This is a genomic window from Limnohabitans sp. 15K (assembly GCF_002778285.1).
Classification (GTDB): Bacteria; Pseudomonadota; Gammaproteobacteria; order Burkholderiales; family Burkholderiaceae_C; genus Limnohabitans_A.
Map to the genome: position 1 here is coordinate 340,442 of NZ_NESM01000001.1, position 26,147 is coordinate 366,588.

A 26,147-nucleotide genomic window follows, 5' to 3' on the forward strand; every position below is an offset into this window, starting at 1 on the left:
AAATTTTCAGAAAGGGATGGACGCGCTGAACCAAACGCGGTTGAGCGTTTGGGTGCCGTCCTGGTCGGTGCCAGTGGATGCCGGGTAGGGGTTGTCTCCCAAACGGCGCGACCAGATCACTTTGACGTTGCTGTTTTTCGGGCCATACCAGGCCAGCTGCAGGCCAGCGCCCGCGTAGCTCATCTGGTTGGGGTTGGCTGCGCCTGCAAAGTCGTTGTTTTTGTTCACGGTGACGTGGCCTCGGTCATAAAAGGCCGTCAACACCAGATCGCTGGGCAAGTTTTGGCGCAGCTCCAAAGTCAGCAGCTGGCCATGGCTGCCACCGCCTTCGTTGTTGGGGTAAGCACGCACGCCCAAAGGGCCGCCCAGGTAAAACTTCTCAGAACTGTCGAGGTTTTTGCTGGCCACCTGCCCCGCAAACGAGGCAAACCCAATCAAGTCCTTGGTGATGTTTTGCGTGTGAGTGGCGGTGTACTTGAGTTTTTGGAAACTGCCTTGTGCATTGACGGTGGCCAAGTCGTCGGCCTGGTTGGGTGAACCATTCAGGTTGATGTTGCCCAGCGACAGCATCACATTACCTGCGGTCAAACCGCCGGGCAGGATTTTGTCGGTCATGCTGCCGTTCAAGCCTGTAGACAGCACCACCGAGTGGTATTTGGTGGTCGTGTCGCCGAGTGAGTCGGTGTTGTTGAAGAACTTTTTGTCGAGATTGGCAACGTAGTACAAGTTGTCAGGGCGGCTGCGATAGATGGGGTAGTTGGCGTCCAGCCCCAACACCACCGATGTGCCCTTGCCGGCAGGGCCTTCCACAATTTTGTATTGCATGGTGCTGGCGTTGGTGCCAATCCGCCAACCGTCATGGCCTGCAGGCAGGCTGAAGCCGAAGCGGGCAAACTCGATGCCCGAGGTCTTCATGGTGAATAGGCTGAACTGGTCACCCATCTTGAATGCGCCACTCATGGTGCCGTTCACCGTCAGGCGCACAGGGCCTGTGGAGTAGCTGCCAAAGTTGTCGATGGCCGCTTCACCATAAATCAACGGCTCGTCGCTGACATTGAGCACCACGCCGGTGGTCAGGTCGCTCGCGCCAGCAGTCAGGCGGCCGGTGACATTCACGCCCGGGATGTCGTCAGCCAGCATCAGGCCACGCTCCAGCTTCTTGAGCGACATGGGGTCACCCGACTGGATTTGGGCGGCAATCGTCTTTCGCAGCCGGTCTCCGTTGATCCGTTTGCCCTCGAGTTTGGACTCGATCTCGATGCCGCTGAAACTCGATTCGATGACCTGAATGCGGACCACGCCCTCGGTCACGTCTTGCTTGGGCAAGATGGTGCGGGTCAAGTAGCCTTGGTCCAGGTAGTACTGCACGATCGCGTCGGCCGCTTGCTGCAGCTCGGCCATGGTCAAGGCGCGGTGGGCATAAGGCAGCAGCACACCTTGCAGTGCGGCTTCAGCAATTAAGGTGTTGCCAGTCAACGTGAACTGCTTGACCACCACGGTCGCTTCGCCTTGGCTTTTGGCGGTAGGTTCGGGTTGTGCCAGTGCGGGGGCGGGCGTTGTCGGTCCAGCAGGTTTGCGGTCCCGGTCGATGCCTTGCATGATGGCGCCCGCATCGGGCGCCTTGGTTTGTGCATGCACTGGCCCACACAAGCAGGCCAGGCTGGCCAGCGCTAAAGGCGCCAATACTAAAGGGGTTGTGAAAATTTGCACAGTCATCACCTTGGGTAATTTCATAGTTCAACCTTGGCTTTGCGCGACAGTTCGCCGAGCAGTTCAAAACGTCTTTTTTGCTGCAAAGCAGCGCGGATGCCCTCTTTGGCTTGCTCGAAGGTGGGGGGCGCAAACTTGCGCGTGTCTTCCACCCGGATGACGTGCCAGCCATCGCCCACTTGGATAGGCGTGGCCGCCATGGCCCCTTTCCCCAGATTGACGATGACGTTGGACACGGCTGGGACGATCTGGTTGGGCAGCAGCCAGTCCATCAGGCCTTCATTGGATTTGCTTGCATCCAGCGATTTGTCTTTGGCCAGCTTGGCCAGCGATACACCTGAGCGCACAGAGGCAATGGCCGCTTTGGCCTCGGCTTCAGTCGAGAACACGGCCTGGCGCAGCTGGTATTGCTGTGCATCGCTCAAGTTGGCGATCTGGCGGTCGTAATCAGACTTGATTTCGGCCTCGGTCAGGGGTTTTTGTTTGATCTCGTCCTGAATGAGAAAGTCGATCAACACGTTCTGTCGTAACTGAGCAAGGGCGGCTGTGGCTTCAGGGGTTTTGTCCAATCCCCGTTTTTGGGCCTCTTGCCAAAAAAGCTCTTTGGCAATCAGCTCAGTTTTGATTGCATTGCGCAACTGCGGCGAGTCTTGCAGGCCTTGCGCTGTGCTTGCTGACACCAGCTGGTCTAGCAACTTGGTGGGTATGGCAACCCCGTTGACAGAGGCAATTGCCCCGGAGGGCAGCGACGTTTGCGCATGCAATGCCGATGAAGAAAACCAAAAAAACACCACCACTGTCAAAAACTTGAACATCTGACACACCCCATCCATGACATAGACGGCCTGCACCAGAAAAGTGCAGGTCAACACTGCCCTATAAATTTGGGCACTTGATCATGGTTGTTGGTGGTCAGATCAGGCTTGTAACCAGTTACAAACTGACAAAAATGCCGAAATTAACTGACGTAACGTGTTACATGAAAGGTTAAAGCGCCCCCATTTAGAGTGCATGCACGAGAGACATGCCACCTGAGACCCTGTTTGAATATCAAAAATGGAACGTAAGCTACCAACGTTTGTACTGAAAGCGATTGATTCCGAGACTTTCAAACGCTCACCCAAAAGCCAGAAACTGCTGGATTTCATTGCTCAGAAGTCTGTCGCCTTGGGGCCAAACCTGGTCACAGGCAGGCTGCTGGAAACAGAGTTCTTTGGGCTGGGTGACAGTTTGCCGAATGCAAAAAGCTCCATTTGCAGGGTGCAAATCAGCCGGATCAAGTCTTTGTTGGCCACCTTTTACGAAACAGAAGGTCAAGACGAACCTTGGCAGTTGACCTTCGAAGCGGGCAGTTATGGACTGACGCTGAAGCCGAGCACAGCGGATCAGTCCAGTTTTGCACCAAAGCTGTGCATCTTGCCTCTGCTTAATATGGGGGAGACACGCGCCAACAGCAAATATGCACTGGACTGATGCTGGATTTGGTTCATTTGTTGGCGCAATCGCGCACACTCCGCGTCTTGACCTTGCCGCAGCTGGGTGCCGCCAGCACCAACGCCAACAGCGAACTGACAGCCAAGCTGCTGACCCAATCGGATTTTGCGTTGGAAGGGTCTGTGCGTTTTCAACCTGCTGCTTACAAAATTGCCATTCGACTCAACGATTGCAAAACACACCAAGTTGTTTGGTCAGAAGAGTTCAATCTGGCGTACGACACAGATCGCTTGTTTGATCTGCAAAGCGAAATTGCGGTAAAGATTGCGGCTCAGCTGGCCACTCCGACGAGCGTCATTGATCGACTGGCTCGGTCTAAAGCACAAAACGGCTCGGCCTACTCCGCTGTTTTGCGTTTTTACGCTTACACCGAACAGTTCACCCCCGAGTTGCATCAGCAGGCCAAAGTTGAGTTGCTGGAGGCGGTGAAAGACTCACCGCTTTACGCAGAGGCCTGGGCTTGCTTGTCGGGCGTCTATTGGAACGAATATTTCTTTGAGTTCAACCCTTCTGCCGACACAGAAGACCCATTGCGCAAGTCGGTCGAATGCGCACAACACGCCCTCAAATTGGCCCCAGACTCGGTGACAGGCACCTACGCCCTGGCAGTTGCCTTGTTCCAGCAAGGCGATTTGGCGTTGTTTAGGGAATACGCGCAAAAAACACTCGACATGGCGCCCTACAGGGCCGACCTGATTGCCGGGATCGGATTTTTCCAGGCCTATGCAGGCGATTGGTCATTGGGGTTGTCCTTGATGGATCGCGCCCGGGAGCTGGCACCACTGCACCCGGATTGGTACTGGATTCCCTATGTCTCTGATGCGTATTTACGTGAAGACCACGCGACTGCGCTTCAATACGCCAAGCGCGTGAATCCGCAATCTTTTCCGTTCTTTCAGCTCTACACCGCTGCGGTCTACCACCGCCTTCAAATGCCCCAAGAGGCCTTGGAATCACTCAATACCATCAGAGTCATGGTGCCTGACCTGATGGACAAGCTGAATGCCATGCTTTGGCGTTTTGTGCACAACGAAAAAATGCATCAAAAAATGTTGGGCGACCTCTTGGCCGTGAACAGCTCTGCAACAGCCTCTTGAGCGAGCGTCTTATTTCAAGCGGCTGGCAACGTCGTCAATGAGTTGGGTGGCCAGTGCCTGCTTGCTGGCACGAGGCAACTCTCGGGCACCTGCTTGGTCCACCAAAAGCAAGGCATTGTCGTCCTGGCCAAAAGTGGCAGGACCAATATTGCCCACCAACAGCGGCACCCCCTTGCGAAGGCGCTTGGCCGTAGCGTGCGCCAGCAGGTCGTGGCTTTCAGCCGCAAAACCCACACAAAACAACTCGCCCGATGCGGCACGCGAAGACTGCGCAACGGTGGCCAGAATGTCCGGGTTCTCCACAAAGCTCAGCTGGGGTGTATCGCCTGAGCCGTCTTTTTTGATCTTCTGATCGGCGGAATGGGCTGGTCGCCAATCGGCCACTGCGGCCGTGGCGATGAACACATCGGCCGCGTGGGCATGCAATTGCACCGCGTCGAGCATTTGACGGGCCGAACGCACATCCACCCGCTGCACGCCCCGCGGTGTGGGCAAATGCACGGGCCCCGCGACCAGCGTGACGCTCGCCCCCGCCATGCGGGCTGACCGCGCTATGGCAAAACCCATCTTGCCACTCGACAAATTGGTGATGCCGCGCACCGGGTCAATGGCCTCGTAAGTGGGTCCTGCAGTCACCAAAACCGACTTGCCTGCCATCACTTTGGGCGTGAAAAACGCTTCCAAGTCTTCCAGAATTTCATCGGCTTCGAGCATGCGCCCGTCGCCCGTTTCGCCACAAGCCTGGTCGCCCTGCCCCACATCCAGCACATGGATGCCGTCGGCTTTGAGCTGTGCCACATTACGCTGCGTGGCCGGGTTGGACCACATTTCGCGGTTCATGGCCGGAGCCACGATCAGCGGCACCTTGTCAATCGGACGGGCCAGGCACATCAGGCTCAGCAGTTCATCGGCACCGCCATGCAGCAATTTGGACATGAAGTCGGCGCTGGCCGGGGCCACCACAATGGCATCGGCCTCGCGGCTCAGGTTGATGTGCGCCATGTTGTTGGCTTCGCGCGGGTCCCACTGCGAGGTGTAAACCGGCCTGCCCGACAGGGCCTGCATGGTGACCGCCGTCATGAATTGCTCTGCGGCCTCGGTCATGACGACCTGCACCGTGACGCCCGCCTTGACCAAGGCGCGGCAGAGTTCAGCCGACTTGAAGGCCGCAATGCCGCCCGACAAGCCCAGAACGATGTGTTTTCCAGCCAATGTGCTCATGCCGGGGAATGTAGCAGACGTGACTGTCTATAATCACGATTTCCACCTACCGGGGGCTGAAAGCTCCCGTCTTGGACATGACCAAATTCGTCTTCGTCACCGGCGGTGTGGTGTCTTCCCTGGGCAAGGGAATCGCCTCCGCCTCGCTCGCCGCCCTCCTTGAATCGCGCGGCCTCTCCGTCACCCTCATCAAGCTCGACCCCTACCTGAATGTGGACCCCGGCACCATGTCGCCCATCCAGCACGGCGAGGTGTTTGTGACCGACGATGGCGCGGAAACCGACCTCGATTTGGGCCACTACGAGCGCTTCATCAACACCCGGATGAAGAAGGCCAACAACTTCACCACCGGTCAGATTTACAAAAGCGTCCTTGAAAAAGAGCGCCGTGGCGACTACCTCGGCAAGACCGTGCAGGTCATCCCCCATGTCACCAACGAAATCCAGGACTTCGTCAAGCGCGGTGCCGGTTTTGGCACCCCTGAAGCGGTCGATGTGGCCATCGTCGAAATCGGCGGCACCGTGGGCGACATCGAGTCTTTGCCATTTTTGGAAGCCGTGCGCCAGCTCAGCCTGCGTCTGGGTCCCAACAACACTGCCTTTGTGCACCTGACCTACCTGCCCTGGATTGCCACCGCAGGCGAACTCAAAACCAAGCCCACCCAGCACACGGTACAAAAACTGCGCGAAATCGGCATCCAGCCTGACGCCCTGCTGTGCCGTGCCGACCGCTACATCCCGGACGACGAGCGCGACAAGATTTCGCTGTTCACCAACGTGCAAAGCTGGGGCGTGATCTCCATGCCTGACGTGGACACCATCTACAAAGTGCCGCGCGTGCTGCACGAGCAAGGCCTGGACGGCCTGATCTGCGACAAGCTGCGCCTGAACACACCGCCTGCCAGCCTCAAGCGCTGGGACGACTTGGTGTACGAGACCGCCAACCCCAAGGGCGAAGTCACCATTGCCATGGTCGGCAAATACGTCGAGCTGTCGGACAGCTACAAATCGGTCAACGAAGCGCTGCGCCACGCGGGCATGCGCAACCATGTGCGTGTGAAGATCGAGCACATCGACTCTGAAACCATCACCCCCGAGACCGTGGCCAGCCTGGCTCACTACGACGGCGTGCTGGTGCCGGGCGGCTTTGGCAAGCGCGGCGTAGAGGGCAAGATCGAAACCGCCCAATTCGCCCGTACCCACAAAGTGCCTTATTTGGGCATCTGCCTGGGCATGCAAGTGGCCACCATCGAATATGCCCGCCATGTGGCCGGCATGAAGGACGCCAACAGCACCGAGTTTGAGCCCGAGACCCCCTTCCCCGTGATCGCTCTGATCAACGAATGGAAAGACGCCGACGGCTCCATCCAGGTGCGTGATGCCAATTCCGACTTGGGCGGCACCATGCGTCTGGGCGCACAAAGCTCCGACGTGGCCAAAGGTACATTGGCGCACCAGATTTATGGCGACGTGGTCACCGAGCGCCACCGCCACCGTTATGAAGCCAACGTCAATTACCTCGATGACCTGCGCAAAGCGGGTCTGGTGATCTCGGCGCTGACACAGCGCGAGCAACTGACCGAAATTGTCGAGCTGCCGCAAACCGAGCACCCTTGGTATGTGGGCGTGCAGTTCCACCCCGAGTTCAAGTCCACCCCCTGGGACGGCCACCCCCTGTTCAACGCATTCGTCAAGGCGGCTGTTGAGCACAAGGCTGCCGCCTGAACCACCCGTCCAAGGACAGCCCCATGAAACTTTGCGGATTTGACGTTGGCCTGAACCAACCCTTCTTTTTGATCGCGGGCACCTGCTCCATCGAAGGTCTGGAGATGTCCATCGAGGTGGCCGGTCGCCTGAAAGAGGCTTGCTCGGCCTTGGGCATTCCGCTCATCTACAAAGGCTCGTTCGACAAAGCCAACCGCTCTTCGGGCAGCACCCAGCGCGGCGTGGGCATCGATGCCGGCCTGAAGATATTGGACGAAGTGCGCCGCCAGATCGGCGTGCCTATCCTCACCGATGTGCACGACGAATCTCAAGTCAAAACCGTGGCCAGCGTGGTCGATGTGTTGCAAACCCCCGCCTTTTTGTGCCGTCAGACCGATTTCATCCGCGCCGTGGCCCAGTCGGGCAAGCCGGTGAACATCAAGAAGGGCCAATTTTTGGCGCCCTGGGACATGAAAAACGTCATCGACAAAGCCCGCACCGCCGCGCGCGAAGTCGGCCTGCCCGAAGACAACTTTTTGGCTTGCGAGCGCGGTGTGAGCTTTGGCTACAACAACCTGGTGGCCGACATGACGAGCCTCGCCGAAATGCGCAAAACAGGCGCACCGGTGGTGTTCGATGTGACCCACTCGGTGCAAAAGCCGGGCGGCCAAGGCACCAGCAGCGGCGGAGCCCGCGAGATGGTGCCGGTACTCGCCCGCGCGGGCGTGGCCGCAGGCGTGGCAGGTTTGTTCATGGAAACCCACCCCAAGCCTCAAGAAGCATGGTCCGATGGCCCGAACGCGGTGCCACTGGGCAAAATGCGGGCCCTGCTCGAGACACTAGTGCAGCTCGATGCCGTGACCAAGAAAAACCCATTGTTAGAGGAAGACTTCTCATGAGCGGCTACATCATCGCGCACGTCCAAGTGACCAACCCTGTGCAGTACGAAGAGTACAAAAAGTGGTCCACAGCCGCCATGAAAACGGCAGGCGCCGAAGTCTGCGTGCGGGGCGGCCAAGTGCAAGTGCTAGAAGGCGACTGGTCGCCCGAGCGCATCGTGATTTTGAAATTTCCATCGTTTGATGCCGCCAAAGCGTTTTACGAGCTGCCCGAATACCTCAAAGCCCGCGAGGCCCGAGAAGGCGCCGCCATCATGCGCATGGTGGCCGTCGAAGGCGTCTGAACCGCTGGCTTCAAAGACCCGTTTTATTTTTAAATTGAGAGAGTTCAAAAATGAGTGCAATCGTTGATATCGTCGGCCGTGAAATCCTCGACAGCCGTGGCAACCCCACCGTCGAATGCGACGTGTTGTTGGAGTCTGGTGTCATGGGCCGCGCCGCTGTTCCGTCTGGCGCTTCGACCGGTAGCCGCGAAGCCATCGAGCTGCGTGACGGCGACAAGAGCCGATACCTTGGCAAAGGCGTGCTCAAAGCTGTGGAGCACATCAACACCGAAATTTCCGAAGCCGTGCTGGGCCTGGACGCCTCTGAGCAAGCCTTTCTGGACCGCACCCTGATCGACCTGGACGGCACCGACAACAAGAGCCGCTTGGGCGCCAACGCCATGCTGGCCGTGTCCATGGCCGTGGCCCGCGCTGCGGCCGAAGAGTCCGGCCTGCCCCTGTACCGCTACTTTGGCGGCATGAACGGCAACCAGCTGCCTGTGCCCATGATGAACGTCATCAACGGCGGCGCACACGCCAACAACAACCTGGACTTGCAAGAGTTCATGATCATCCCTGTGGGCGCACCATCTTTCCGCGAAGCCGTGCGCTGGGGTGCTGAAGTGTTCCACGCCTTGAAGAAAATCATCCACGACAAGGGCATGAGCATTGCCGTGGGCGACGAAGGCGGCTTTGCCCCCAACGTCGACAGCCACGAAGCCGCCATCCAGATGGTGCTCGACGCCATCGCTGCTGCCGGTTACACCGCTGGCGAGCAGATCGCCATTGGCCTCGATTGCGCGGCCAGCGAGTTCTACAAAGACGGCAAGTATGTGTTGGCCGGCGAAGGCGGCATCAGCCTGACCTCTGAGCAGTGGACCGACATGCTGGCCACTTGGTGCGACAAGTACCCCATCATCAGCATCGAAGACGGCATGGCCGAAAACGACTGGGACGGCTGGAAAGTGTTGACCGACCGCTTGGCCAAGAACGTGCAAATCGTGGGTGACGACCTGTTCGTGACCAACACCAAAATCTTCAAAGAAGGCATCGACAAAGGCATCGCCAACTCGATCCTGATCAAGATCAACCAGATCGGCACCCTGACCGAAACCTTTGAAGCCATCGAAATGGCCAAGCGCGCCGGTTACACCGCCGTCATCTCCCACCGTTCAGGCGAGACCGAAGACAGCACCATCGCCGACATTGCTGTCGGTTTGAATGCCGGTCAAATCAAAACAGGTTCCATGAGCCGCTCGGACCGCATGGCCAAGTACAACCAGCTGCTGCGCATCGAAGAAGACTTGGGCGAAGTTGCGGTCTACCCTGGCCGAGCGGCCTTTTACAACTTGCGCTAAGCCGTTCAAGCCATGGGCAACCGCCTCGTTCCGATCGTGTTGGTCACCTTGCTGGTGATCATCCAAGCCCAACTTTGGTTGGGCAAAGGCGGCGTGTCCACGGTTGCCGAACTGGAGCGGGCCTTGCAAGAACAAAAGGCCGCCAACGAAGAAGCCCACCGCAAAATTGACCAGCTCAGTGCCGAGGTCAATGACCTCAAGGAAGGCCTGAACATGGTCGAGGAACGTGCAAGGCATGAGCTGGGCATGGTCAAACCCAACGAGATCTTCGTTCAAATCGCCAAATGATGTCCTCGGTCGAGATCGCAGCGTGTGTGCTCGGCTTGGCCATGGTGGTTTGCAACATCCAAGCTTGGCATTGGGGCTGGCCACTGGCGGTGGCCAGTTCACTTCTTTATTTTTTTCTCTTCAAAGACAGCCTGTTGTACGGCGAAGCAGGCTTGCAGCTGGTTTTTGTGGCCATTTCCCTGTGGGGTTGGTGGCAATGGCTTCGCAAGACGGATGACGAGCAACCCGCCATCGCCATTCAGCGCTTGACCTTTCGCGGATGGCTTGTGGTGCTGGCCACCAGCGCCACGCTTTGGCCTGCACTGGCCGTGCTGCTGCAAAGTTTGACGGACAGCGATGTGGCCTGGTGGGACGCCCTGCCCACGGCCCTGAGCTTGGTGGGGCAAGTTTTGTTGGGCCGAAAATACCTTGAAAACTGGCTCGTCTGGATGGTGGTCAACGTCATCAGTGTGGCCTTGTTTGCCCACAAAGGCCTGTGGTTGACCTGCGTTTTGTACGCCCTGTTCACCGCATTGAGCCTCTGGGGTTGGCGGGCTTGGCGTCAAAGCATGACCCTCAAGGCCGGTTAAGGGCGGTATGAGCCGCGTTCAGCGCATCGCCATCCTTGGGGCAGAAAGCACCGGCAAGTCTTGGCTGGCAAACGCCTTGGCGGGCGTGATGCAAGCGCGCGGGCACAGTGTTCATACGGTCGACGAAGTGCTGCGCCATTGGTGCGAACGTGAAGGCCGAACGCCACTTGCGCACGAACAAATCGACATTGCCCAAACACAAGCCCAAGCAGTGATACGGATCGCACAAGGTGTGGTGATTGCAGACACCACACCCCTCATGACTGCGGTCTACAGCCACCTCTTGTTTGCCGATGAAAGCCTCTACCCCATGGCTTTGGCGCACCAAGCGCTTTTCGATCAGACTTTAGTCACCGGCCTCGATTTGCCCTGGGTGGCAGACGGTTTGCAACGAGACGGACCCCAAGTGCGTGACCCGGTCGACACACTGGTGCGCCAAGCGCTTGAACGTGCAGGCATCGCCTACCGGGTGGTCTATGGGAAAGGCCACCAGCGACTGAACAACGCCCTGCTGGCTTTGGGTTTAGCCGGAGAAGATGAGACTGCGCGCATGACCCGCTACAACGCCCAATTCGCCATCAACGAGGGGCGCACCGTGTGGCAATGCAATGAGTGCAGTGACCCGGAGTGCGAACACAAGTTGTTCACGGGACTGCTGGCCAAGCGCTTGGATTGAGGGCCTTTGTAGGAGGCCGCCCCTGAGCAACATGTGCGCCGTGGTGGCTCACGCATTCGCGAGCAGGGGCTCGCTCCCACAGCGAAGCACCGAAGGTCCGATCAGTGCACCGATCCACCAGGCACGTCAGCCGGCAAACCCGTGAACAGGCCTGCGGCGTCCACTGGGTCAAAGCGGTATTGCGCACCACAAAAGTCGCAGCCCACTTCCACTTGGCCTTGTTCGGCGATGATGCTGTCCACCTCTTCGGTGCCCAAGCTGCGGATCATGTTGCCCACGCGCTCGCGGTTGCAACGGCAGGCAAAGCGGGGACCGGTCTCGCCGATGAAAGGCTCAAAACGGGCGATCGGCTCTTCCCAATACAGGCGGTGCAGAATAGTTTCTGCGTCCAAACCCAGCAACTCCTCGCGCTTGAGGCTCTTGGTCAAGATCGAGATGCGGCTGAAGTCTTCGCTTTGGCCCAGCACCGACTCGCGCATCAGTGAATCGGTTTTCCCGGCCAGATTGCCCTCGCCTTCAATGGGCAAACGCTGAATCAACAAACCTGCCGCCACCTTGTCGTCGGCCGCCAGCACCAGCACGGTGTCCAACTGTTCGGACTGCAGCATGTAGTGCTCCAGTACCTCGCTGATGTTTTCGAGCTTTTCGCCCCGGTCACCGAAAAGCGGCACCACACCTTGGTAAGGCTGCTGGCCCGGCAAGCGGTCTTGCGGGTCGAGTGTGATCGCGCATCGGCCTTCGTTGTTCACGTTGACCATCTGGCTCAGGGTGGCGCTGTCGGCCACTTCGCCCACTTGGGTGCAGGTGGCGCGCAGGCTTAAATCCGGTTGCACCTCCACCACGCCGAGCTTGACCGGGCCGTCGCCAAAAATCTGCAGCACCAAAGCGCCATTGAACTTGATGTTGCCCTGCATCAACACACCTGCTGCGGCCATTTCGCCGAGCAACTGGCGCACGGGTGCGGGGTAAGACCCCGTCTCGGAATTGGCAGCGCGCCGCGCCAAGATGTCTTGCCAGGCATCGGTCAAGCGCACCAGCATGCCGCGCACCGGCAGGCCTTCGAAAATGAATTTATGGAGTTCGGACAAAGTGCAATCAACAGCCCCGTGGGGCCGATCCTCAAAAGTTAAAAAGCGTTAGGACTGGCCAAAAAATCAGTCAAAGTGTCAGCTGACTTTTTTCAGGCCCGCCTTGAAGCGGCGGGCGTTCTCGACGTAATGTTTGGCGCTTTGGCGCAGGCCTTCGATTTGCTCGGGGCTGAGTTCGCGCACCACCTTGGCAGGCGTGCCCATGATCATCGAGCCATCCGGGAATTCCTTGCCCTCGGTCACGAGCGAGCCAGCACCCACCAGGCAGTTCTTACCGATCTTCGCACCATTGAGCACCACCGCGCCAATGCCGATCAGCGACTCGTCGCCAATGGTGCAGCCGTGCAGCATGACCATGTGGCCCACCGTGACGTGCTTGCCGACCTTGATCGGCTTGCCGTGGTCGGCGTGCATCACGCTGCCGTCCTGAATATTGCTGCCCTCGCCGATCTCAATCGTCTCGGTGTCGCCGCGCACCGTCACACCAAACCAGACACTGGCGTCCGCTGCGATCTTGACCGCACCCATCACCTGAGCGTTGTCAGCGACCCAAGCGCTGTCGGCCACATCGGGGGTTTGATCATCCAGTTGGTAAATGGCCATGGCGGTCTCCTGTCGGTTGGGATTTCTTGAAAACCTACAATTGTAGGGATGCCCACACCCTGCCGTGGGCGCTGCCACCGATCACCATGCACACCCTGCGCGCCGCCGCCCTGATCCCTTGGGCGCAAACCGACCCGAACCTGAAGGCCCAAGCCACTTTGGCCCTGGACCTGAGCCTGCCCATAGGCGTGCTCGACAGCCTGAGCCCCCCTACTGCGGGACCCGGCCGCGCTGACCGCCCGCTGCTGGTGCCACACACCCAGCTCAAAGCCAAATCCATGGCCACACCTGAAGGCCGGGCCATGCTGGTGCACTCGATCGCGCACATCGAGCTCAATGCCATCGACCTGGCCTTGGATGTGGTCTGGCGCTTTGCGGGCATGCCCGAGGCTTTTTACACCGACTGGGTGCGCATCGCCCAAGAAGAGGCCAAACACTTCAGCCTGCTGCGCCGACATTTGGTGGGCTTGGGTTTTGACTACGGTGACTTTCCCGCCCACAACACCCTGTGGGACATGGCCGAACGCACCCAGAACGACATCCTCGCCCGCATCGGCATCGTGCCGCGCACCATGGAAGCACGGGGCTTGGACGCCTCACCCGGCGTCAAAAACAAACTGGTCAGCGTGGGCGACCACCGCGCGGGTGAAATTTTGGACATCATTCTGGAAGACGAAATCGGCCATGTGGCTGCGGGCAACCGCTGGTACCGCTACCTGTGCGGGCAGCGCGGCCTCGACCCGGTCAGCACCTATGCCGAGTTGATCGCGCAATACGACGCCCCCAAACTGCGTCCGCCCTTCAACATGGCCGCGCGGCGCTTGGCGGGGTTTGAAGACGCTGAATTGGCGGCACTCAACTGAGCGCATATCCCCTGTGGGAGCGAGCCCCTGCTTGCGAATCGACTTAATGCACTGATGAAGGCATTCGGCCGCAGGGGGGCCTCCCACAGAAAAATCAGCCGCATCAGCCTCTGGGATGGTGTTGGGCGTGCAGCGTTTTCAGGCGTTCGCGCGCCACATGGGTGTAAATGGTGGTGGTCGAGATATCGGCATGGCCCAACAGCATTTGCACAGCCCGCAAATCAGCCCCGTGGTTGAGCAAATGCGTGGCAAAAGCGTGGCGCAAGGTGTGCGGCGACAGCGGTGCGGTGATGCCCGCGTCGATGGCGTAGCGCTTGACCAGGCTCCAGAACATGACGCGCGACATGGCCGTGCCGGGTGTGCTGCCGCTGGTGGTGACAAACAGGTCTTCGGTCTGGCGCTGGCCCAACATGGCCGGTCTGGCTTGGCCCATGTAGCGCTGCAACCATTCGCGGGCTTCTTCGCCAAAGGGCACCAGCCGCTCTTTGCTGCCTTTGCCCATGATGCGCAAGACCCCTTCATTGAGCGAGACATGCAGGGTTTTGAGGCTTACCAACTCGCTCACACGCAAGCCGCTGGCGTACATCAGCTCCAGCATGGCGCGATCACGCAATCCCAAATCGGTGGCCACATCCGGTGCACGCAGCAAAGCATCCACCTGCGCCTCGCCCAGCGTTTTGGGTACACGCAGGGCCTGCTTGGCGGCCAGCATGCGCAGGGTGGGGTCGGCTTGAACCAAGCGCTCGCGCAACGCCCATCTGAAAAAACGCTTGAACACCGTGAGCCTGCGGTTGGCCGATGTGGCCTTGGTCTGGCCATGGCGGTCGGCAAAGTAAGCCTGCAGGTGGTGCTCTTGGCTCGCCTCCAGCGCCAGCCTCTGCGTTAAAAAAAGCCAGGTGGCGTAAAGCGACAAATCGAGACGGTAGGCCGCCAAAGTGTTGGCAGCCAGTCCGTCCTCCAACCAGAGCGCCTCGGCAAAGCGGTCGATGGCGTTCTGGCTGGCCTCGTGCATGGACTGGAATCAGTCCAGCTTGAGGCTTTGCTGGTCGACGACCTTCTTGTACACCTCAAACTCGGCCTTGATCTGGGCCGTGAACTCTTCAGGCGTGTTGGCCACCACCAAAGAGCCGGTGTCGTTGATGCGCTTGGTCACGGCCGGGTCTTGCAGGGCTTTTTTCACGCCCGCACTGATCTTGTCCACCACCTCTTTGGGCAAGTTCTTGGGACCCAAGATGCCGTAATAAGCCATACGGTTCACAGGCTCCAGGCCAATTTCTTTGAACGTGGGCACGTTGGGCAATTGGGGCAAGCGCTGGGGTGCAGCGACCACGATCGGGATCAGCTTGCCGGTTTGGATGAAAGGCAACGCCGAAGGCAGGTTGTCAAAAATGATCGGCACTTGACCGGCAACCGTGTCGTTCAGGGCTGGGCCTGCGCCGCGGTAAGGGATGTGGGTAATGAACACACCCGCAAGACTTTTCCACAATTCGGTCTGCAAGTGGCCAATACCGCCTGTGCCCGAAGAGGAGTACGAGTACTTGCCGGGGTTTTTCTTCAACTCGGCCAAGAACCCTTTGTAGTCTTTGGCAGGAAAGCTGGGGTGCACCGCGATCACATTGGGCGTGGCGGCAATGTTGATGATGGGCGTGAAGTCGGTCAAGACGTTGTAAGGGATTTTGGGGTTGATGGCGGGGTTGGCGGCGGTGGTCGACACCGTGGCCATGCCCAGGCTGTAGCCATCGGGGGCCGAACGTGCGGTTTCGGTGGCACCCACCACACCCCCGCCACCAGCCTTGTTTTCAACGATCACGCTTTGGCCAAGCGCCTTGCCCAAAGGCTCCGAAATCACGCGGGCCACGATGTCGGTCGTGCCGCCGGGGGCAAAAGGCACTTGGAGCTTGATCACTTTGTTGGGGTAAGCCTGCGCAAACACCGAACCACTGGCCAAAACGGTGACAGCCAAACCGGCTGCCGAAACCACACTGCGACGCATCATGTCAAAACTCCTTGAAAGTACGCCCATGATATGCAAAAAACAGGGCAATTTCAGAGCGCCCAAACCCACAACACCCTCAAAAATCGGGGCTTTGCTTTTTTGATCGCCATTACCCCAGGGCGACACACGGGTCACAACCCGCTTGGCCGGGCCGTTATGCTCAAGGGGTGAACTTTGCCCAACTCCTCTTCCCCGATTTCTCGCTGATTTTGTGCGGCTACCTGATTTGTCGCTTCACCGCACTGAACCGCTCGGTGTGGCAACAGGTCGACAGCTTGGTTTATCTCTTCCTGTTCCCGGTGCTGCTGTTTCGCTCCATCGTGAAAAGCCCACTCGATCTGCAAGCCGCGTCCAGCCTGATTGGCGCAGGTCTGAGTCTGGGGGTTTGCGCCATTGCTCTTTCGTACAGCCTGCCTTACTGGCCGATTTTGGGCAAACGGCTGGACCGCCGTGACCACGCGGCCAGCGCTCAGGTGGGCTTTCGTTTCAACTCCTTCATTGCCCTGGCCCTGGCCGAACGCTTGGCGGGCCCCGAGGGGCTGCTGCTGATTTCGGTGCTGATTGGTTTTTGCGTGCCGCTCTTCAACATCGGTGCCGTCTGGCCCATGGCCCGCCATGCCAACACAGGTTTTTTGCGCGAGCTGGCCCGCAACCCGCTGATCATTGCCACCAGTTCGGGGCTGGCCTTCAACCTCATGGGTTTCAGCATCCCCTCATGGATGGACCCGAGTGTCAGCCGCATCGGCGCGGCCTCTTTGGCCCTGGGTTTGATGGCCGCGGGTGCAGGCATGGAACTGCGCACCTTGCGCCAGGGCAAATTGCTGGCCATGAGTGTGTTGATGGTCAAGCACCTGCTGCTGCCCTTGATCGCGCTGGGCATGTCCAAATTGTTTGGGCTCACCGACATGCAGACCACCGTGCTGCTGGCCTTTTCGGCCCTCCCAACCGCGTCGACTTGTTATGTGTTGGCAGCTCGCATGGGCTACAACGGCCCCTATGTGGCGGGACTGGTCACGCTGTCCACGCTGTCGGGCATGCTCAGTTTGCCGTTTGCGCTGGGCGTGCTGCGCTGAAATCCTTCGGCCGCGGGGGCGGCCTCCTACACATGCGAATCTGCTTTGGCCAGGGACCAAGCCACTTGCTCTTGGACCACCGGGTCCGAATGGTCAGCATGCACGGCCAGCCCTTGCAGCAAAACCTGGCGCTCAGCATCTGACAAAGCCAATGAATCCAAGGCATTACCCGCAGCCAAAGCCAAATTGCGCAGCCAACGGGCGTGGCCGATGCGTCGGATGGCGCTGCCTTCAGTACGACGCAAAAACTCGGCCTCATTCCAAGCCATCAACTGCGCGATGCCGCCCGCGCCCAAACCGTCTCGCACTTGCCAATCTGGCACGGTGCTGATCTGGGCAAACTTGTTCCACGGGCAGGCCAGCTGGCAATCGTCACAGCCGTAAATCCGGTTGCCGATCAACGGCCGAAGGGCCTCGTCGATCGGTCCGGCATGCTCGATCGTCAAATAAGAAATACAGCGCCGCGCGTCCAGCTTGTAGGGGCCGACGATGGCCTGCGTGGGGCACAGGTCAATGCAAGCGGTGCATTGCCCGCAGTGCGCAGACACTGCGGGTGTTTCGGGCAAGGCGAAATCGACAAACAACTCGCCCAGAAAAAACATCGATCCCGCTTCGCGCGACAAGACCAGCGTGTGTTTGCCGCGCCAGCCCAAGCCGCTGCGGGTGGCCAGCTCGGCTTCCAGCACCGGGGCCGAATCGGTGAACACGCGGTGGCCAAACGGGCCAATCGCCTCGGCAATCCGATCCTGCAGTTTTTGCAGGCGGCTGCGCAAGACCTTGTGGTAATCCCGGCCCCGAGCGTAAAGCGACACCACCGCCTCACCCGGCTGCAGCATGCGTGCGGTTTCTTGGGCCAACCAGTCCAGTGGCGTGTCCTGCGGCAAATAATCCATGCGGGCGGTGATCACGCTCACCGTGCCCGGCTGCAGCTCAGCGGGACGGGCGCGCTTCAGGCCGTGGGCGGCCATGTAGCCCATGCTGCCGTGAAACCCGGCGTCCAACCACGCCAACAATCCGGGCTCTGCCGAAGACAAATCGATGCCGCACACGCCAATTTGGGACAATCCCAGCTCACGCGCCCAGATTTGGATCTGGGGCCACAGTTCAAGAAGGTCGTTTTGAGTAAGTTGAGCAGTCACCCGCCGATTGTAGGAAGCCCCACCGAAGCCGCATTGGCCGAACGGGTCTGGGTCAATGTGTGGCCAGACGAATCCGCCACACAAGCCTTTGCCACGCAACTGGCCAAAGCCCTACAGCACTGGCCGGACGGGCGCGATGCAAGCATCGAGCTGCGCGGCAACTTGGGGGCAGGCAAAACCACACTGGTCCGCCATTTGCTGCGCGCTGCTGGGGTGCAAGGCCGCATCAAAAGCCCCACTTACGCCGTGGTCGAGCCGCACCAAGTGGGCGAAGGCGGCAGTGCCTGGCCCATATGGCATTTCGACTTTTACCGCTTCAATGACCCGCAAGAATGGGCAGACGCCGGTTTTCGCGACATTTTTGCGGGCCCCGGCTTGAAACTCATGGAGTGGCCTGACCAAGTGGCGGGCCAACTTCCGCCGCCCGATTGGGTGATCGCGCTGGAAGCCATCGACGAAAACCAGCGCCGCGTGCGGATCCATGCTGGCACGCCGAGAGGGCAAAGCTGGTTGCAATCTTGGATGGAGGACTGGGCCCATGCGGTCTGACCGTCGACGTCTGCTCAAGGCGGGCCTGCTGGCGCTCAGCCTGGGGGCCTCACAGCTGGCACGGGGCGCCAACATGCTGGCCGTGCGCATCTGGCCCGCCCCAGACTACAGCCGGGTCACGCTCGAATCGGACACAGCGCTCAAGACCCGACAAACCTTCATCGACTCGCCGCCACGTCTGGCGGTGGACATTGAAGGTCTGGAACTCAACGCCGCCCTGCGCGAGCTGGTGGGCAAAGTGCAAGCGTCGGACCCCAACATCGCGGGCATTCGCGTGGGCCAATTCAACGCCAGCACTGTGCGGCTGGTCATTGACCTCAAACGGCCCATCGCGCCTCAGGTGTTCACCTTGCAGCCCGTGGCGGCCTATGCCCACCGTTTGGTGCTCGACCTGTACCCCTCACAAGCGGCTGACCCACTCGAGCAACTCATCCAAGAGCGGTCAACCGCCAAAGCGACGCTGCCCGCTCCCGCCTTGCCAGCTGCAGGGCCCGTCAACGACCCCTTGGGCGACTTGATCGCCAAGCAAGGCCAAGGCAACGCCAAGCCCAACCCAGCCCCCAACAACACCCGCAAACAAGATTTTGAGCCTGCGCCATCGGCGGTCATGGACAACCCCAATCATCCACCACGCCCAGTGAACACTGGCACCACCGACCGGCTGATCGTCATCGCCCTGGACCCAGGTCACGGCGGGGAAGACCCCGGGGCCATCGGGCCCAGCGGCACCCGAGAAAAAGACGTGGTGCTGAACATCGCCAAACTGCTGCGCGACCGAATCAACACCAGCAGCGTGAACGGCAGCCCCATGCGAGCCTTTCTGACGCGCGATGCCGACTTTTTTGTGCCGTTGCATGTGCGGGTGCAAAAAGCCCGCCGCGTGCAAGCCGACCTGTTTGTCAGCATCCATGCCGATGCGTTTTTCACGCCGCAGGCCAGCGGCGCCAGTGTGTTCGCGCTCAGCCAAGGCGCAGCATCGAGCAGTGCCGCCCGCTGGATGGCCCAAAAAGAAAACAAAGCCGACCTGATCGGTGGCCTCAATTTGGGCAGCCAAGATGCCCAAGTGCAACACGCCTTGCTCGACATGAGCACTGCCGCCCAAATCAAGGACAGCCTGCAGCTGGGCAGCAATTTGTTGCGCGAGATCGGTGGGGTGGGTCGCCTGCACAAACCCCGGGTGGAGCAAGCGGGGTTTGCGGTGCTCAAAGCGCCCGACATTCCGAGCGTCTTGGTCGAAACCGCCTTCATCAGCAACCCGCAAGAAGAAGAAAAACTGCGCAGCGACGCTTACCAGCAGCAACTGACCGACGCACTGGTGCGCGGCATCGTGGCCTATTTTTCACGCAACCCGCCCTTGGCCAGAAGTCGCGCGCCTGCTTAAGCGCAAATGCTTGACCGCAAATCAGAGTCGCCTGGGAGGCACTGCCCGATTGACCGGCTGGGTACTTGCCCCTAATCTGAGCACTGACTTGGCCCGCAGATGGCCATGCTTTTTATCAGGAGACATTCATGCGCTTGGTTCACCTTTTCAAAGCGGCCGCCTTGGTTTTGGCCGCCACCACACTCCAACCCGTCTTGGCCCAAAACTGGCCCACCAAACCAATCCGATGGATCGTGCCTTACACCCCCGGCGGCATCACCGACAACGCCACCCGAATGGTGGTCCAAAAGATTCAGGAACAAACGGGCTGGACCATCGTGGTGGACAACAAGCCCGGTGCCAATTCGATTTTGGGTGCAGACCTGGCTGCCAAAGCGCCAGCCGATGGGCACACCTTCGTGACGGTGATCGGCGCGCATGCCGCCAACGCCACGCTGTACGCAGGGCGTTTGCCTTATGACCCGGTCAAGAGTTTTGCTCCGGTGTCGCTGGTTGGCATTGCGCCCCTGGTGATGACGGTGAACAACCAATTGCCCGTCAAAAACGTCAAGGAACTGATCGATTACGCCAAGGCGAACCCCGGCAAATTGGCATTTGGTTCATCAGGCGTGGGGGCAGCGGCCCACCTGACCCAAGAGCTGTTCAAGCAAGTGGCGGGCATTGACATGGTGCATGTGCCCTACAAAGGCACGGCCCCGGCTCTGGCCGACCTGATGGGCGGCAACATCCAGATCCTGACCGACACAGCCAGCGCCTTGATGCCCCATGTCCGGGGTGGCAAGGTCAAAGGCATGACCGTGTTTTCGTCGCAGCGCGTGCCGGGTGCCGCTGAGGTGCCCACCATCGCCGAATCGGGTGGCCCGGCCATCGAAGGCTCCACTTGGGTGTTGTTCTTAACGCAAGCGGCCGCGCCAAAGGACATCGTGCGCCGCATGTCGGCTGAGACGACCAAAGCGCTGAACTCACCCGACATCAAGGCCAAATTCGAGGCGCTGGGCATCATCACCGGTGACACATCGCCCGAATTTGCGGCGAAATTTCTGGACGAAGAAATCGTCAAATGGTCCAAGGTCATCTCGGCCGCGGGCGTGAAAGCCGAATAAGCTGAAATGGGTGCGGTCGGCCAAAGAGGCAGCGATCAAGCTGCCTTGCGTGCCCGCCAAGCCCCGAACACGGCGATCAAGCCCGGCACGATGATCAAAGCCCAAATGATCTTGGACAGGTGTGTTTGCACAAAGGGCAAGTTGCCAAACAGGTAGCCGGCCAGGGTCAAACCCACCACCCAAATGAAGCCGCCAACCAAATTGAACATCGTGAATTTGTGGCGCGTCATCTCGGCCACACCCGCCACAAACGGCACAAACGTGCGGATGAACGGCATGAAACGCGCCAGGATGATGGTGATGCCGCCGTATTTTTCATAAAAGGCATTGGCCTGTAAAAAAGCCTGCCGGTTGAAAAAACGGGAGTTTTCCCACTGAAACACCTTGGGGCCAAAGTAGCGCCCGATGGTGTAGTTGGTTTGATCGCCCAACACAGCCGCCACCAGCAACAAGCCCATCACCAAGGGCAAACTCATCAACTCGGCCCCACACAGGGCCCCCACGATGAACAGCAGCGAATCACCCGGCAAAAAGGGCATGACGACCAAGCCGGTTTCGACAAAAATAATGAGAAACAACAAGGCATAAACCCAAGCGCCGTATTGCCCCACAAAGGCCTCCAGGTAACGGTCCACATGGAGAACGAAATCGACAAGTTGCAAAAGAATATCCATGGACCCATTATCCCCGGACAAACCCCTAAAATCAGGCGGTGACCGCCCAACAGACCCCGGCTTCCGCGCGCCGACCCATTCGCGAACTCCCCGATGAACTGATCAGCCAAATCGCCGCTGGCGAGGTGGTCGAACGCCCGGCTTCGGTGGTGCGCGAATTGGTGGACAACGCCATGGATGCAGGCGCACGCAGCATCACCCTGCGCCTAATGGGCGGCGGTACAAGGCTGATTTCGGTTGAAGACGACGGCGGCGGCATCGCCCCGGAGGAGTTGGCCACGGCCTTGAAGCGCCACGCCACCAGCAAAATCGGCAATCTGGACGATCTCGAATCGGTCATGACCATGGGCTTTCGGGGCGAAGCCCTGGCGGCCATCAACTCGGTGTCTGAGCTGACCTTGCTCTCGCGCATGGACAACCAACCCACCGCCTTTGCGCTCGATGGCCAAACCGGCGAAATCCGCCCTGCCGCACGCGCTGTGGGGACCACGGTGGAGGTCAAAGAACTTTTCTTCTCGACCCCCGCCCGCCGCAAATTTTTGAAAAGTGACAGCACCGAGCTGGCGCACTGCATCGAGGCCGTGCGCCGCCACGCCTTGGCCCGCCCCGATGTGGGCTTTGCCATCTGGCACGAGGGCAAGCTGGTCGAGCAGTGGCGCGTGCACCCGGGTGCAGCCGGCCTGGCGCAGCGCCTGGCCGATGTGCTGGGCGAAGAGTTTGTGGCCCAGTCCATCCCCATCGACTACAACGCCGGGCCGCTCAAAGTGCTCGGCCGTGCCGGTCTGCCCGACGCTGCCCGCTCGCGCCCCGACCACCAATTTGCCTATGTGAATGGCCGCTTTGTGCGCGACAAAGTGGTCATGCACGGCGCCCGCAGCGCCTACGAAGACGTGTTGCACGGGCACAAACAACCGGCCTATGCACTGTTCATGCAGATCGACCCCACCTTGGTCGATGTGAACGTGCACCCGACCAAAATCGAGGTGCGCTTTCGGGACAGCCGAGCCGTTCACCAGGCCGTGCGGCACGCGCTGGAAAACGCGCTGGCCGCGCCCAGAGCGCACCTGCTGAACGAATCGACACAAGACACACCGTTTTCGGCATCACAAGGCGCCTTGTCCGAATCGGCTCACGCTTTTGAATTGAAAAACGGCCCCGATGCCAAAGCCCTGCCCGAATCAGCGGGCTGGCAACAAGGCGGTATGGCGTTTGAACGTCCAGGACTGGCCACCTTCAACGCCCCCGCCTACAAACCGGCCGACTTTTTGCGCCCACGGGTGGACGGCGAACAGGCCATGGCCGACCTGAAGGCGCTGTGGCAGCCCCGCAGAGAAGACGACGCATCAGCACCTCAGGTTTCAGAGCGAACCGCAAGGTGGGAGGCCGCTCCTACCACCGAAGGCGATTCGCGAGCAGGGGCTCGTTCCTACAACAATACAGACACGCCCGATACGCCCTTGCCTGAAGGCGACTGGCCGCTGGGCCGCGCCGTGGCGCAGCTGCACGGCGTGTACATCCTGGCCCAAAACAAGCGGGGCCTGGTGGTGGTCGACATGCACGCTGCGCACGAGCGCATCGTGTACGAACGCCTCAAAAACCAACTCAACACAGCCGATGTCGAGGGACCTCGCATCGCCAGCCAACCCCTATTGATCCCCGCCACCTTTGCCGCCACGCCGACCGAAGTGGCCACGGCCGAGGCTTGTGCCGAAGCCCTCGAACAACTGGGCCTGGAAATCTCGCCCCTCTCGGCTAAAACACTGGCCGTTCGCGCCGTGCCCACGAGCCTGGCGCAAGGCGACGCGGTCGAGCTGGCCCGCAGCGTGCTGGCCGAACTGGCCCAACACGACGCCAGCACGGTGGTTCAACGTGCCCAAAACGAAATCCTGGCCACCATGGCCTGCCACGGCGCAGTTCGCGCCAACCGCCGCCTGACGCTAGATGAAATGAACGGTTTGCTCCGCCAGATGGAAGAGACCGAACGCTCTGACCAATGCAACCACGGGCGTCCCACCTGGCGGCAGATGTCCATGCGCGATCTGGACGCTTTGTTCTTGAGAGGTCGGTGATGACGGGGATGCCCCAAAAACTCATCGTCCTCCTGCTCGCGCTGCTCCTCGGACTACAACCGGTCACCACAGACCTGTATCTGCCTGCCCTGCCCGCCATCACCCAAGGCTTTGGTGCGGGCATGGGCCAAGCCCAGCTCACACTCACGGCGCTGCTCTTGGCCTTTGGCTTGTCTCAGTTGGTTTGGGGGCCATTGTCGGACCGCTTTGGCCGCAGGCCTATCCTGCTTTGGGGTATGGGGGCTTACACATTCGCCTCGGTTGCCAGCGCTTTCGCGCCCGACATGGCTTGGCTGATTGCTGGGCGCACCGTGCAAGGCGTGGCCATGGGCGCGGGCGTGATGGCTGCACGCGCCGTGGTGCGAGACTTGTTCCAGCCCGTGCAAGGGGCCAATGTCATGTCGCAAGCGCTCACGGGGCTGGGCATCATCGCCTGTGCCTGCGCACCCCTGGGCGGCTTGCTGACCGACACTTTGGGCTGGCGCTACGCCCTGCTGGCTTTGGCCGCTTTTGGAGCGGCCACCCTTGTGCTGCTTTATTGGCGTTTTGAAGAAACCTTGGCCAACCCCGACCCCCATGCGCTCAGCGCTGGCCCGCTCATTCGCGCCAACCTCGACATCCTGCGCAACCCCACGTTCCGCACCTGGTGCGCCATGTCGGCTGGCTCTTACCTCGGGCTGTTCACCTTTTTGGCCAGCTCTTCGTTCGTCTTTGTCACCGCCATGGGTTACAGCAAAACGGCCTATGGCTTCCTCATGCTCAGCATGTCGCTGTCCTACATCGTGGGCACCTTCTGGTGCCGCTGGCTGTTGCGCCGCACATCAGTGCACCGCACCGTGGGCTTGGCCGCTGTCTTGACGGTCACGGGTGGCGTGAGCATGGCGGCCCTCGCTTATGCAGGCGAAGGCCAAGACTGGTACGGCGCTTGGGCGGTCATGGTGCCGATGTACATCTTCATGATCGGCCACGGCGTGCACCAGCCTTGCAGCCAAAGCGGCGCGGTCGCGCCCTTCCCGCAACGGGCCGGAACCGCTTCAGCCCTGAACGGCTTTTTGATGATGCTGGGCGCCTTTTTCATGGGCGGCTGGTTGGGCACCCACATGGACCAACCGGTTTTTGCCCTCGCGCACGGCCTCTTGCTGTGGGCGGTGTTCATCACGCTCGTGGCTTGGACCGCCGTGCAACGCCACGGCAAGCCTGTGCCCATATTGGCCCAAGCCGCATGAAAACCCTCATGCCGCAGCGCCCTATCGACGCCACAGGTGGCATAGATGCCATCGCCATCGTCGGCCCCACGGCCAGCGGCAAAACAGCCGCGGCTTTGGCCTTGGCCGAAAGCCTGCAAGCCCGAGGCGGCGCAGAAATCATCAGCGTGGACTCGGCGCTGGTGTACCGCGGCATGGACATTGGCACTGCCAAACCCAGCCGCCAAGAACTGGCCGCCGTGCCGCACCACCTGATCGACACGTTGGACCCACTGCAAAGCTACAGCGCGGCCGACTTTGCCAAAGACGCCTCACGCCTCATTCAAGACATCCGCGCTCGGGGCAAAACACCGCTGCTGGTGGGCGGCACCATGCTTTACCTCAAAGCTTTGAGCGAAGGCCTGAACGACATGCCCGCTGCCAACACCGAAGTGCGCGAAGCCATTGCCCAACGCGCCGAACAGCTGGGCTGGCCCGCCCTGCATGCTGAACTCGCGCAGGTCGACCCAGCCACAGCCGCCCGCCTGGCCCCTGCCGACAGCCAACGCATCGGCCGCGCCCTGGAAGTCTGGACGAGCACAGGGCAAAGCTTGTCTTCATTTCACCAAAGCGCCAAACCGGATGCGCCCGACTGGCAGATTCCGGTCATCAGCCTGGAGCCCACCGACCGCGCCTGGCTGCACGGGCGAATCGCGCTGCGCTTTGACCAGATGATGAAAGCTGGCTTCCTGGACGAGGTGAAAGGCCTGCGGGCACGCGGCGACTTGCACCCCGATCTGCCCTCGATGCGCTGCGTGGGCTACCGCCAAGCCTGGCAAGGGCTGGATGAAGGCTGGCCAGAAGCCAAGATCCGTGAGCACGGCATCATCGCCACCCGCCAACTGGCCAAACGCCAAATCACTTGGTTGCGCAGCATGGCGCAGCGTGTGGTGGTGGCAGCCGACGGACCGCAAGACCCCATCACCCGCGTCATTCAACTGGCTGAGGGCTATTGGCAGCCATGAACAAGCGTGATGGGTGGTTTTTGTGGGCGTGGGTGTTGGTGTGCGCTTGCAGCACCGTGGGCGCTCAGCTGCCTCAGAATGCTCAGCAGGTTCAGCGAATGGCCCCAACACTCGCTCCCCTG

The 26,147-nt window shown here is 60.2% G+C and carries 26 protein-coding genes; 17 read left to right on the forward strand and 9 right to left on the reverse strand.

The features are described 5' to 3' along the window. Nucleotides 1-6: 6 nt before the first annotated feature. Together B9Z40_RS01565 and B9Z40_RS01570 are read right to left on the reverse strand one after the other, a co-directional pair. Nucleotides 7-1,734, reverse strand: a complete 1,728-nt coding sequence (locus B9Z40_RS01565) for a ShlB/FhaC/HecB family hemolysin secretion/activation protein (protein ID WP_100171570.1) — start codon at nucleotides 1,732-1,734, stop codon at nucleotides 7-9. Further along, a complete protein-coding gene (locus tag B9Z40_RS01570) occupies nucleotides 1,731-2,579 on the reverse strand; it encodes a peptidyl-prolyl cis-trans isomerase (protein ID WP_143473916.1) in 849 nt (282 codons plus the stop codon). Before B9Z40_RS01570 ends, B9Z40_RS01565 begins: the two co-directional genes overlap by 4 nt. Nucleotides 2,580-2,766: 187 nt before the next feature. Between B9Z40_RS01570 and B9Z40_RS01575 the strand changes: the two genes are divergently transcribed. Next, nucleotides 2,767-3,183, forward strand: a complete 417-nt coding sequence (locus tag B9Z40_RS01575; RefSeq protein WP_100171572.1) for a hypothetical protein — start codon at nucleotides 2,767-2,769, stop codon at nucleotides 3,181-3,183. Continuing rightward, nucleotides 3,183-4,301, forward strand: coding sequence for a hypothetical protein (locus tag B9Z40_RS01580; RefSeq protein ID WP_100171573.1), 1,119 nt, complete (start codon nucleotides 3,183-3,185; stop codon nucleotides 4,299-4,301). Before B9Z40_RS01575 ends, B9Z40_RS01580 begins: the two co-directional genes overlap by 1 nt. A gap of 9 nt (nucleotides 4,302-4,310) precedes the next feature. Here the strand turns inward: B9Z40_RS01580 and coaBC are convergent, their stop codons facing one another. Next, a complete protein-coding gene (gene coaBC / locus B9Z40_RS01585) occupies nucleotides 4,311-5,522 on the reverse strand; it encodes a bifunctional phosphopantothenoylcysteine decarboxylase/phosphopantothenate--cysteine ligase CoaBC (protein ID WP_100171574.1) in 1,212 nt (403 codons plus the stop codon). 77 nt (nucleotides 5,523-5,599) lie between these two features. On the opposite strand from coaBC, the gene B9Z40_RS01590 reads away from it, so the two are divergent. Genes B9Z40_RS01590 through B9Z40_RS01620 form a run of 7 tightly spaced genes read left to right on the forward strand, consistent with a single transcriptional unit; the run spans nucleotide 5,600 to nucleotide 11,278 of the window. Further along, nucleotides 5,600-7,246 carry a CTP synthase gene (locus B9Z40_RS01590; protein ID WP_100171575.1) on the forward strand — a complete coding sequence of 549 codons (1,647 nt, stop codon included), beginning with the start codon at nucleotides 5,600-5,602 and terminating at the stop codon, nucleotides 7,244-7,246. A 23-nt stretch (nucleotides 7,247-7,269) separates the two neighbouring features. Beyond that, nucleotides 7,270-8,124, forward strand: coding sequence for a 3-deoxy-8-phosphooctulonate synthase (kdsA, locus tag B9Z40_RS01595; protein WP_100171576.1), 855 nt, complete (start codon nucleotides 7,270-7,272; stop codon nucleotides 8,122-8,124). Next, the gene (locus tag B9Z40_RS01600) at nucleotides 8,121-8,408 is read left to right on the forward strand and encodes a DUF1330 domain-containing protein (protein ID WP_100171577.1); all 288 of its coding nucleotides are present in this window, start codon (nucleotides 8,121-8,123) and stop codon (nucleotides 8,406-8,408) included. The genes kdsA and B9Z40_RS01600 overlap by 4 nt, the downstream gene beginning before the upstream one ends. A gap of 50 nt (nucleotides 8,409-8,458) precedes the next feature. Further along, nucleotides 8,459-9,745: a phosphopyruvate hydratase gene (gene eno / locus B9Z40_RS01605; protein WP_100171578.1), complete on the forward strand. Its 1,287-nt coding sequence runs from the start codon at nucleotides 8,459-8,461 to the stop codon at nucleotides 9,743-9,745. A gap of 12 nt (nucleotides 9,746-9,757) precedes the next feature. Further along, nucleotides 9,758-10,033, forward strand: a complete 276-nt coding sequence (gene ftsB / locus B9Z40_RS01610) for a cell division protein FtsB (RefSeq protein ID WP_100171579.1) — start codon at nucleotides 9,758-9,760, stop codon at nucleotides 10,031-10,033. Next, on the forward strand, nucleotides 10,030-10,602 hold the full coding sequence (gene pnuC / locus B9Z40_RS01615; RefSeq protein WP_100171580.1) for a nicotinamide riboside transporter PnuC: 573 nt from the start codon (nucleotides 10,030-10,032) through the stop codon (nucleotides 10,600-10,602). Before ftsB ends, pnuC begins: the two co-directional genes overlap by 4 nt. Before the next feature lie 7 nt (nucleotides 10,603-10,609). Beyond that, complete coding sequence (locus tag B9Z40_RS01620; protein WP_100171581.1) at nucleotides 10,610-11,278, forward strand: AAA family ATPase; 669 nt, start codon at nucleotides 10,610-10,612, stop codon at nucleotides 11,276-11,278. Between the two features lie 101 nt (nucleotides 11,279-11,379). Here the strand turns inward: B9Z40_RS01620 and B9Z40_RS01625 are convergent, their stop codons facing one another. After that, nucleotides 11,380-12,366 (reverse strand): Hsp33 family molecular chaperone HslO, encoded by a 987-nt coding sequence (locus tag B9Z40_RS01625; RefSeq protein WP_100171582.1) that lies wholly within the window; start codon nucleotides 12,364-12,366, stop codon nucleotides 11,380-11,382. A 78-nt stretch (nucleotides 12,367-12,444) separates the two neighbouring features. Continuing rightward, a complete protein-coding gene (locus B9Z40_RS01630) occupies nucleotides 12,445-12,969 on the reverse strand; it encodes a gamma carbonic anhydrase family protein (protein ID WP_100171583.1) in 525 nt (174 codons plus the stop codon). A gap of 86 nt (nucleotides 12,970-13,055) precedes the next feature. Here B9Z40_RS01630 and B9Z40_RS01635 point away from each other — a divergent pair, with 86 nt between their 5' ends. Continuing rightward, a complete protein-coding gene (locus B9Z40_RS01635; protein WP_100171584.1) occupies nucleotides 13,056-13,832 on the forward strand; it encodes a ferritin-like domain-containing protein in 777 nt (258 codons plus the stop codon). A gap of 103 nt (nucleotides 13,833-13,935) precedes the next feature. Here the strand turns inward: B9Z40_RS01635 and xerD are convergent, their stop codons facing one another. Continuing rightward, entirely contained in the window at nucleotides 13,936-14,844 is a 909-nt protein-coding gene (gene xerD / locus B9Z40_RS01640; protein ID WP_100171585.1) for a site-specific tyrosine recombinase XerD, read from the reverse strand. A gap of 9 nt (nucleotides 14,845-14,853) precedes the next feature. After that, nucleotides 14,854-15,828 (reverse strand): tripartite tricarboxylate transporter substrate binding protein BugE, encoded by a 975-nt coding sequence (locus B9Z40_RS01645; protein ID WP_100172855.1) that lies wholly within the window; start codon nucleotides 15,826-15,828, stop codon nucleotides 14,854-14,856. 167 nt (nucleotides 15,829-15,995) lie between these two features. Here B9Z40_RS01645 and B9Z40_RS01650 point away from each other — a divergent pair, with 167 nt between their 5' ends. Then, nucleotides 15,996-16,901, forward strand: a complete 906-nt coding sequence (locus tag B9Z40_RS01650) for an AEC family transporter (RefSeq protein ID WP_100171586.1) — start codon at nucleotides 15,996-15,998, stop codon at nucleotides 16,899-16,901. A 26-nt stretch (nucleotides 16,902-16,927) separates the two neighbouring features. Here the strand turns inward: B9Z40_RS01650 and queG are convergent, their stop codons facing one another. Beyond that, complete coding sequence (queG, locus tag B9Z40_RS01655; RefSeq protein WP_369823425.1) at nucleotides 16,928-17,971, reverse strand: tRNA epoxyqueuosine(34) reductase QueG; 1,044 nt, start codon at nucleotides 17,969-17,971, stop codon at nucleotides 16,928-16,930. 57 nt (nucleotides 17,972-18,028) lie between these two features. Here queG and tsaE point away from each other — a divergent pair, with 57 nt between their 5' ends. From tsaE to B9Z40_RS01670, 3 genes are all read left to right on the forward strand, one after another. Further along, nucleotides 18,029-18,589: a tRNA (adenosine(37)-N6)-threonylcarbamoyltransferase complex ATPase subunit type 1 TsaE gene (tsaE, locus tag B9Z40_RS01660; protein ID WP_369823426.1), complete on the forward strand. Its 561-nt coding sequence runs from the start codon at nucleotides 18,029-18,031 to the stop codon at nucleotides 18,587-18,589. Continuing rightward, nucleotides 18,579-19,970 carry an N-acetylmuramoyl-L-alanine amidase gene (locus B9Z40_RS01665; protein ID WP_100171587.1) on the forward strand — a complete coding sequence of 464 codons (1,392 nt, stop codon included), beginning with the start codon at nucleotides 18,579-18,581 and terminating at the stop codon, nucleotides 19,968-19,970. The genes tsaE and B9Z40_RS01665 overlap by 11 nt, the downstream gene beginning before the upstream one ends. 128 nt (nucleotides 19,971-20,098) lie before the next feature. Beyond that, entirely contained in the window at nucleotides 20,099-21,073 is a 975-nt protein-coding gene (locus B9Z40_RS01670; RefSeq protein ID WP_100171588.1) for a tripartite tricarboxylate transporter substrate binding protein, read from the forward strand. Nucleotides 21,074-21,108: 35 nt separating this feature from the next. Here the strand turns inward: B9Z40_RS01670 and B9Z40_RS01675 are convergent, their stop codons facing one another. After that, nucleotides 21,109-21,747: a DedA family protein gene (locus tag B9Z40_RS01675; RefSeq protein ID WP_100171589.1), complete on the reverse strand. Its 639-nt coding sequence runs from the start codon at nucleotides 21,745-21,747 to the stop codon at nucleotides 21,109-21,111. A gap of 38 nt (nucleotides 21,748-21,785) precedes the next feature. Here B9Z40_RS01675 and mutL point away from each other — a divergent pair, with 38 nt between their 5' ends. The 3 genes from mutL to miaA are packed head-to-tail and all read left to right on the forward strand — an operon-like array spanning nucleotide 21,786 to nucleotide 26,025. Continuing rightward, the gene (mutL, locus tag B9Z40_RS01680; RefSeq protein ID WP_100171590.1) at nucleotides 21,786-23,816 is read left to right on the forward strand and encodes a DNA mismatch repair endonuclease MutL; all 2,031 of its coding nucleotides are present in this window, start codon (nucleotides 21,786-21,788) and stop codon (nucleotides 23,814-23,816) included. A gap of 8 nt (nucleotides 23,817-23,824) precedes the next feature. Next, nucleotides 23,825-25,042, forward strand: coding sequence for a multidrug effflux MFS transporter (locus tag B9Z40_RS01685; protein WP_100172858.1), 1,218 nt, complete (start codon nucleotides 23,825-23,827; stop codon nucleotides 25,040-25,042). Then, the gene (gene miaA / locus B9Z40_RS01690; RefSeq protein ID WP_233204748.1) at nucleotides 25,039-26,025 is read left to right on the forward strand and encodes a tRNA (adenosine(37)-N6)-dimethylallyltransferase MiaA; all 987 of its coding nucleotides are present in this window, start codon (nucleotides 25,039-25,041) and stop codon (nucleotides 26,023-26,025) included. The genes B9Z40_RS01685 and miaA overlap by 4 nt, the downstream gene beginning before the upstream one ends. The last annotated feature ends 122 nt before the right edge of the window (nucleotides 26,026-26,147 follow it).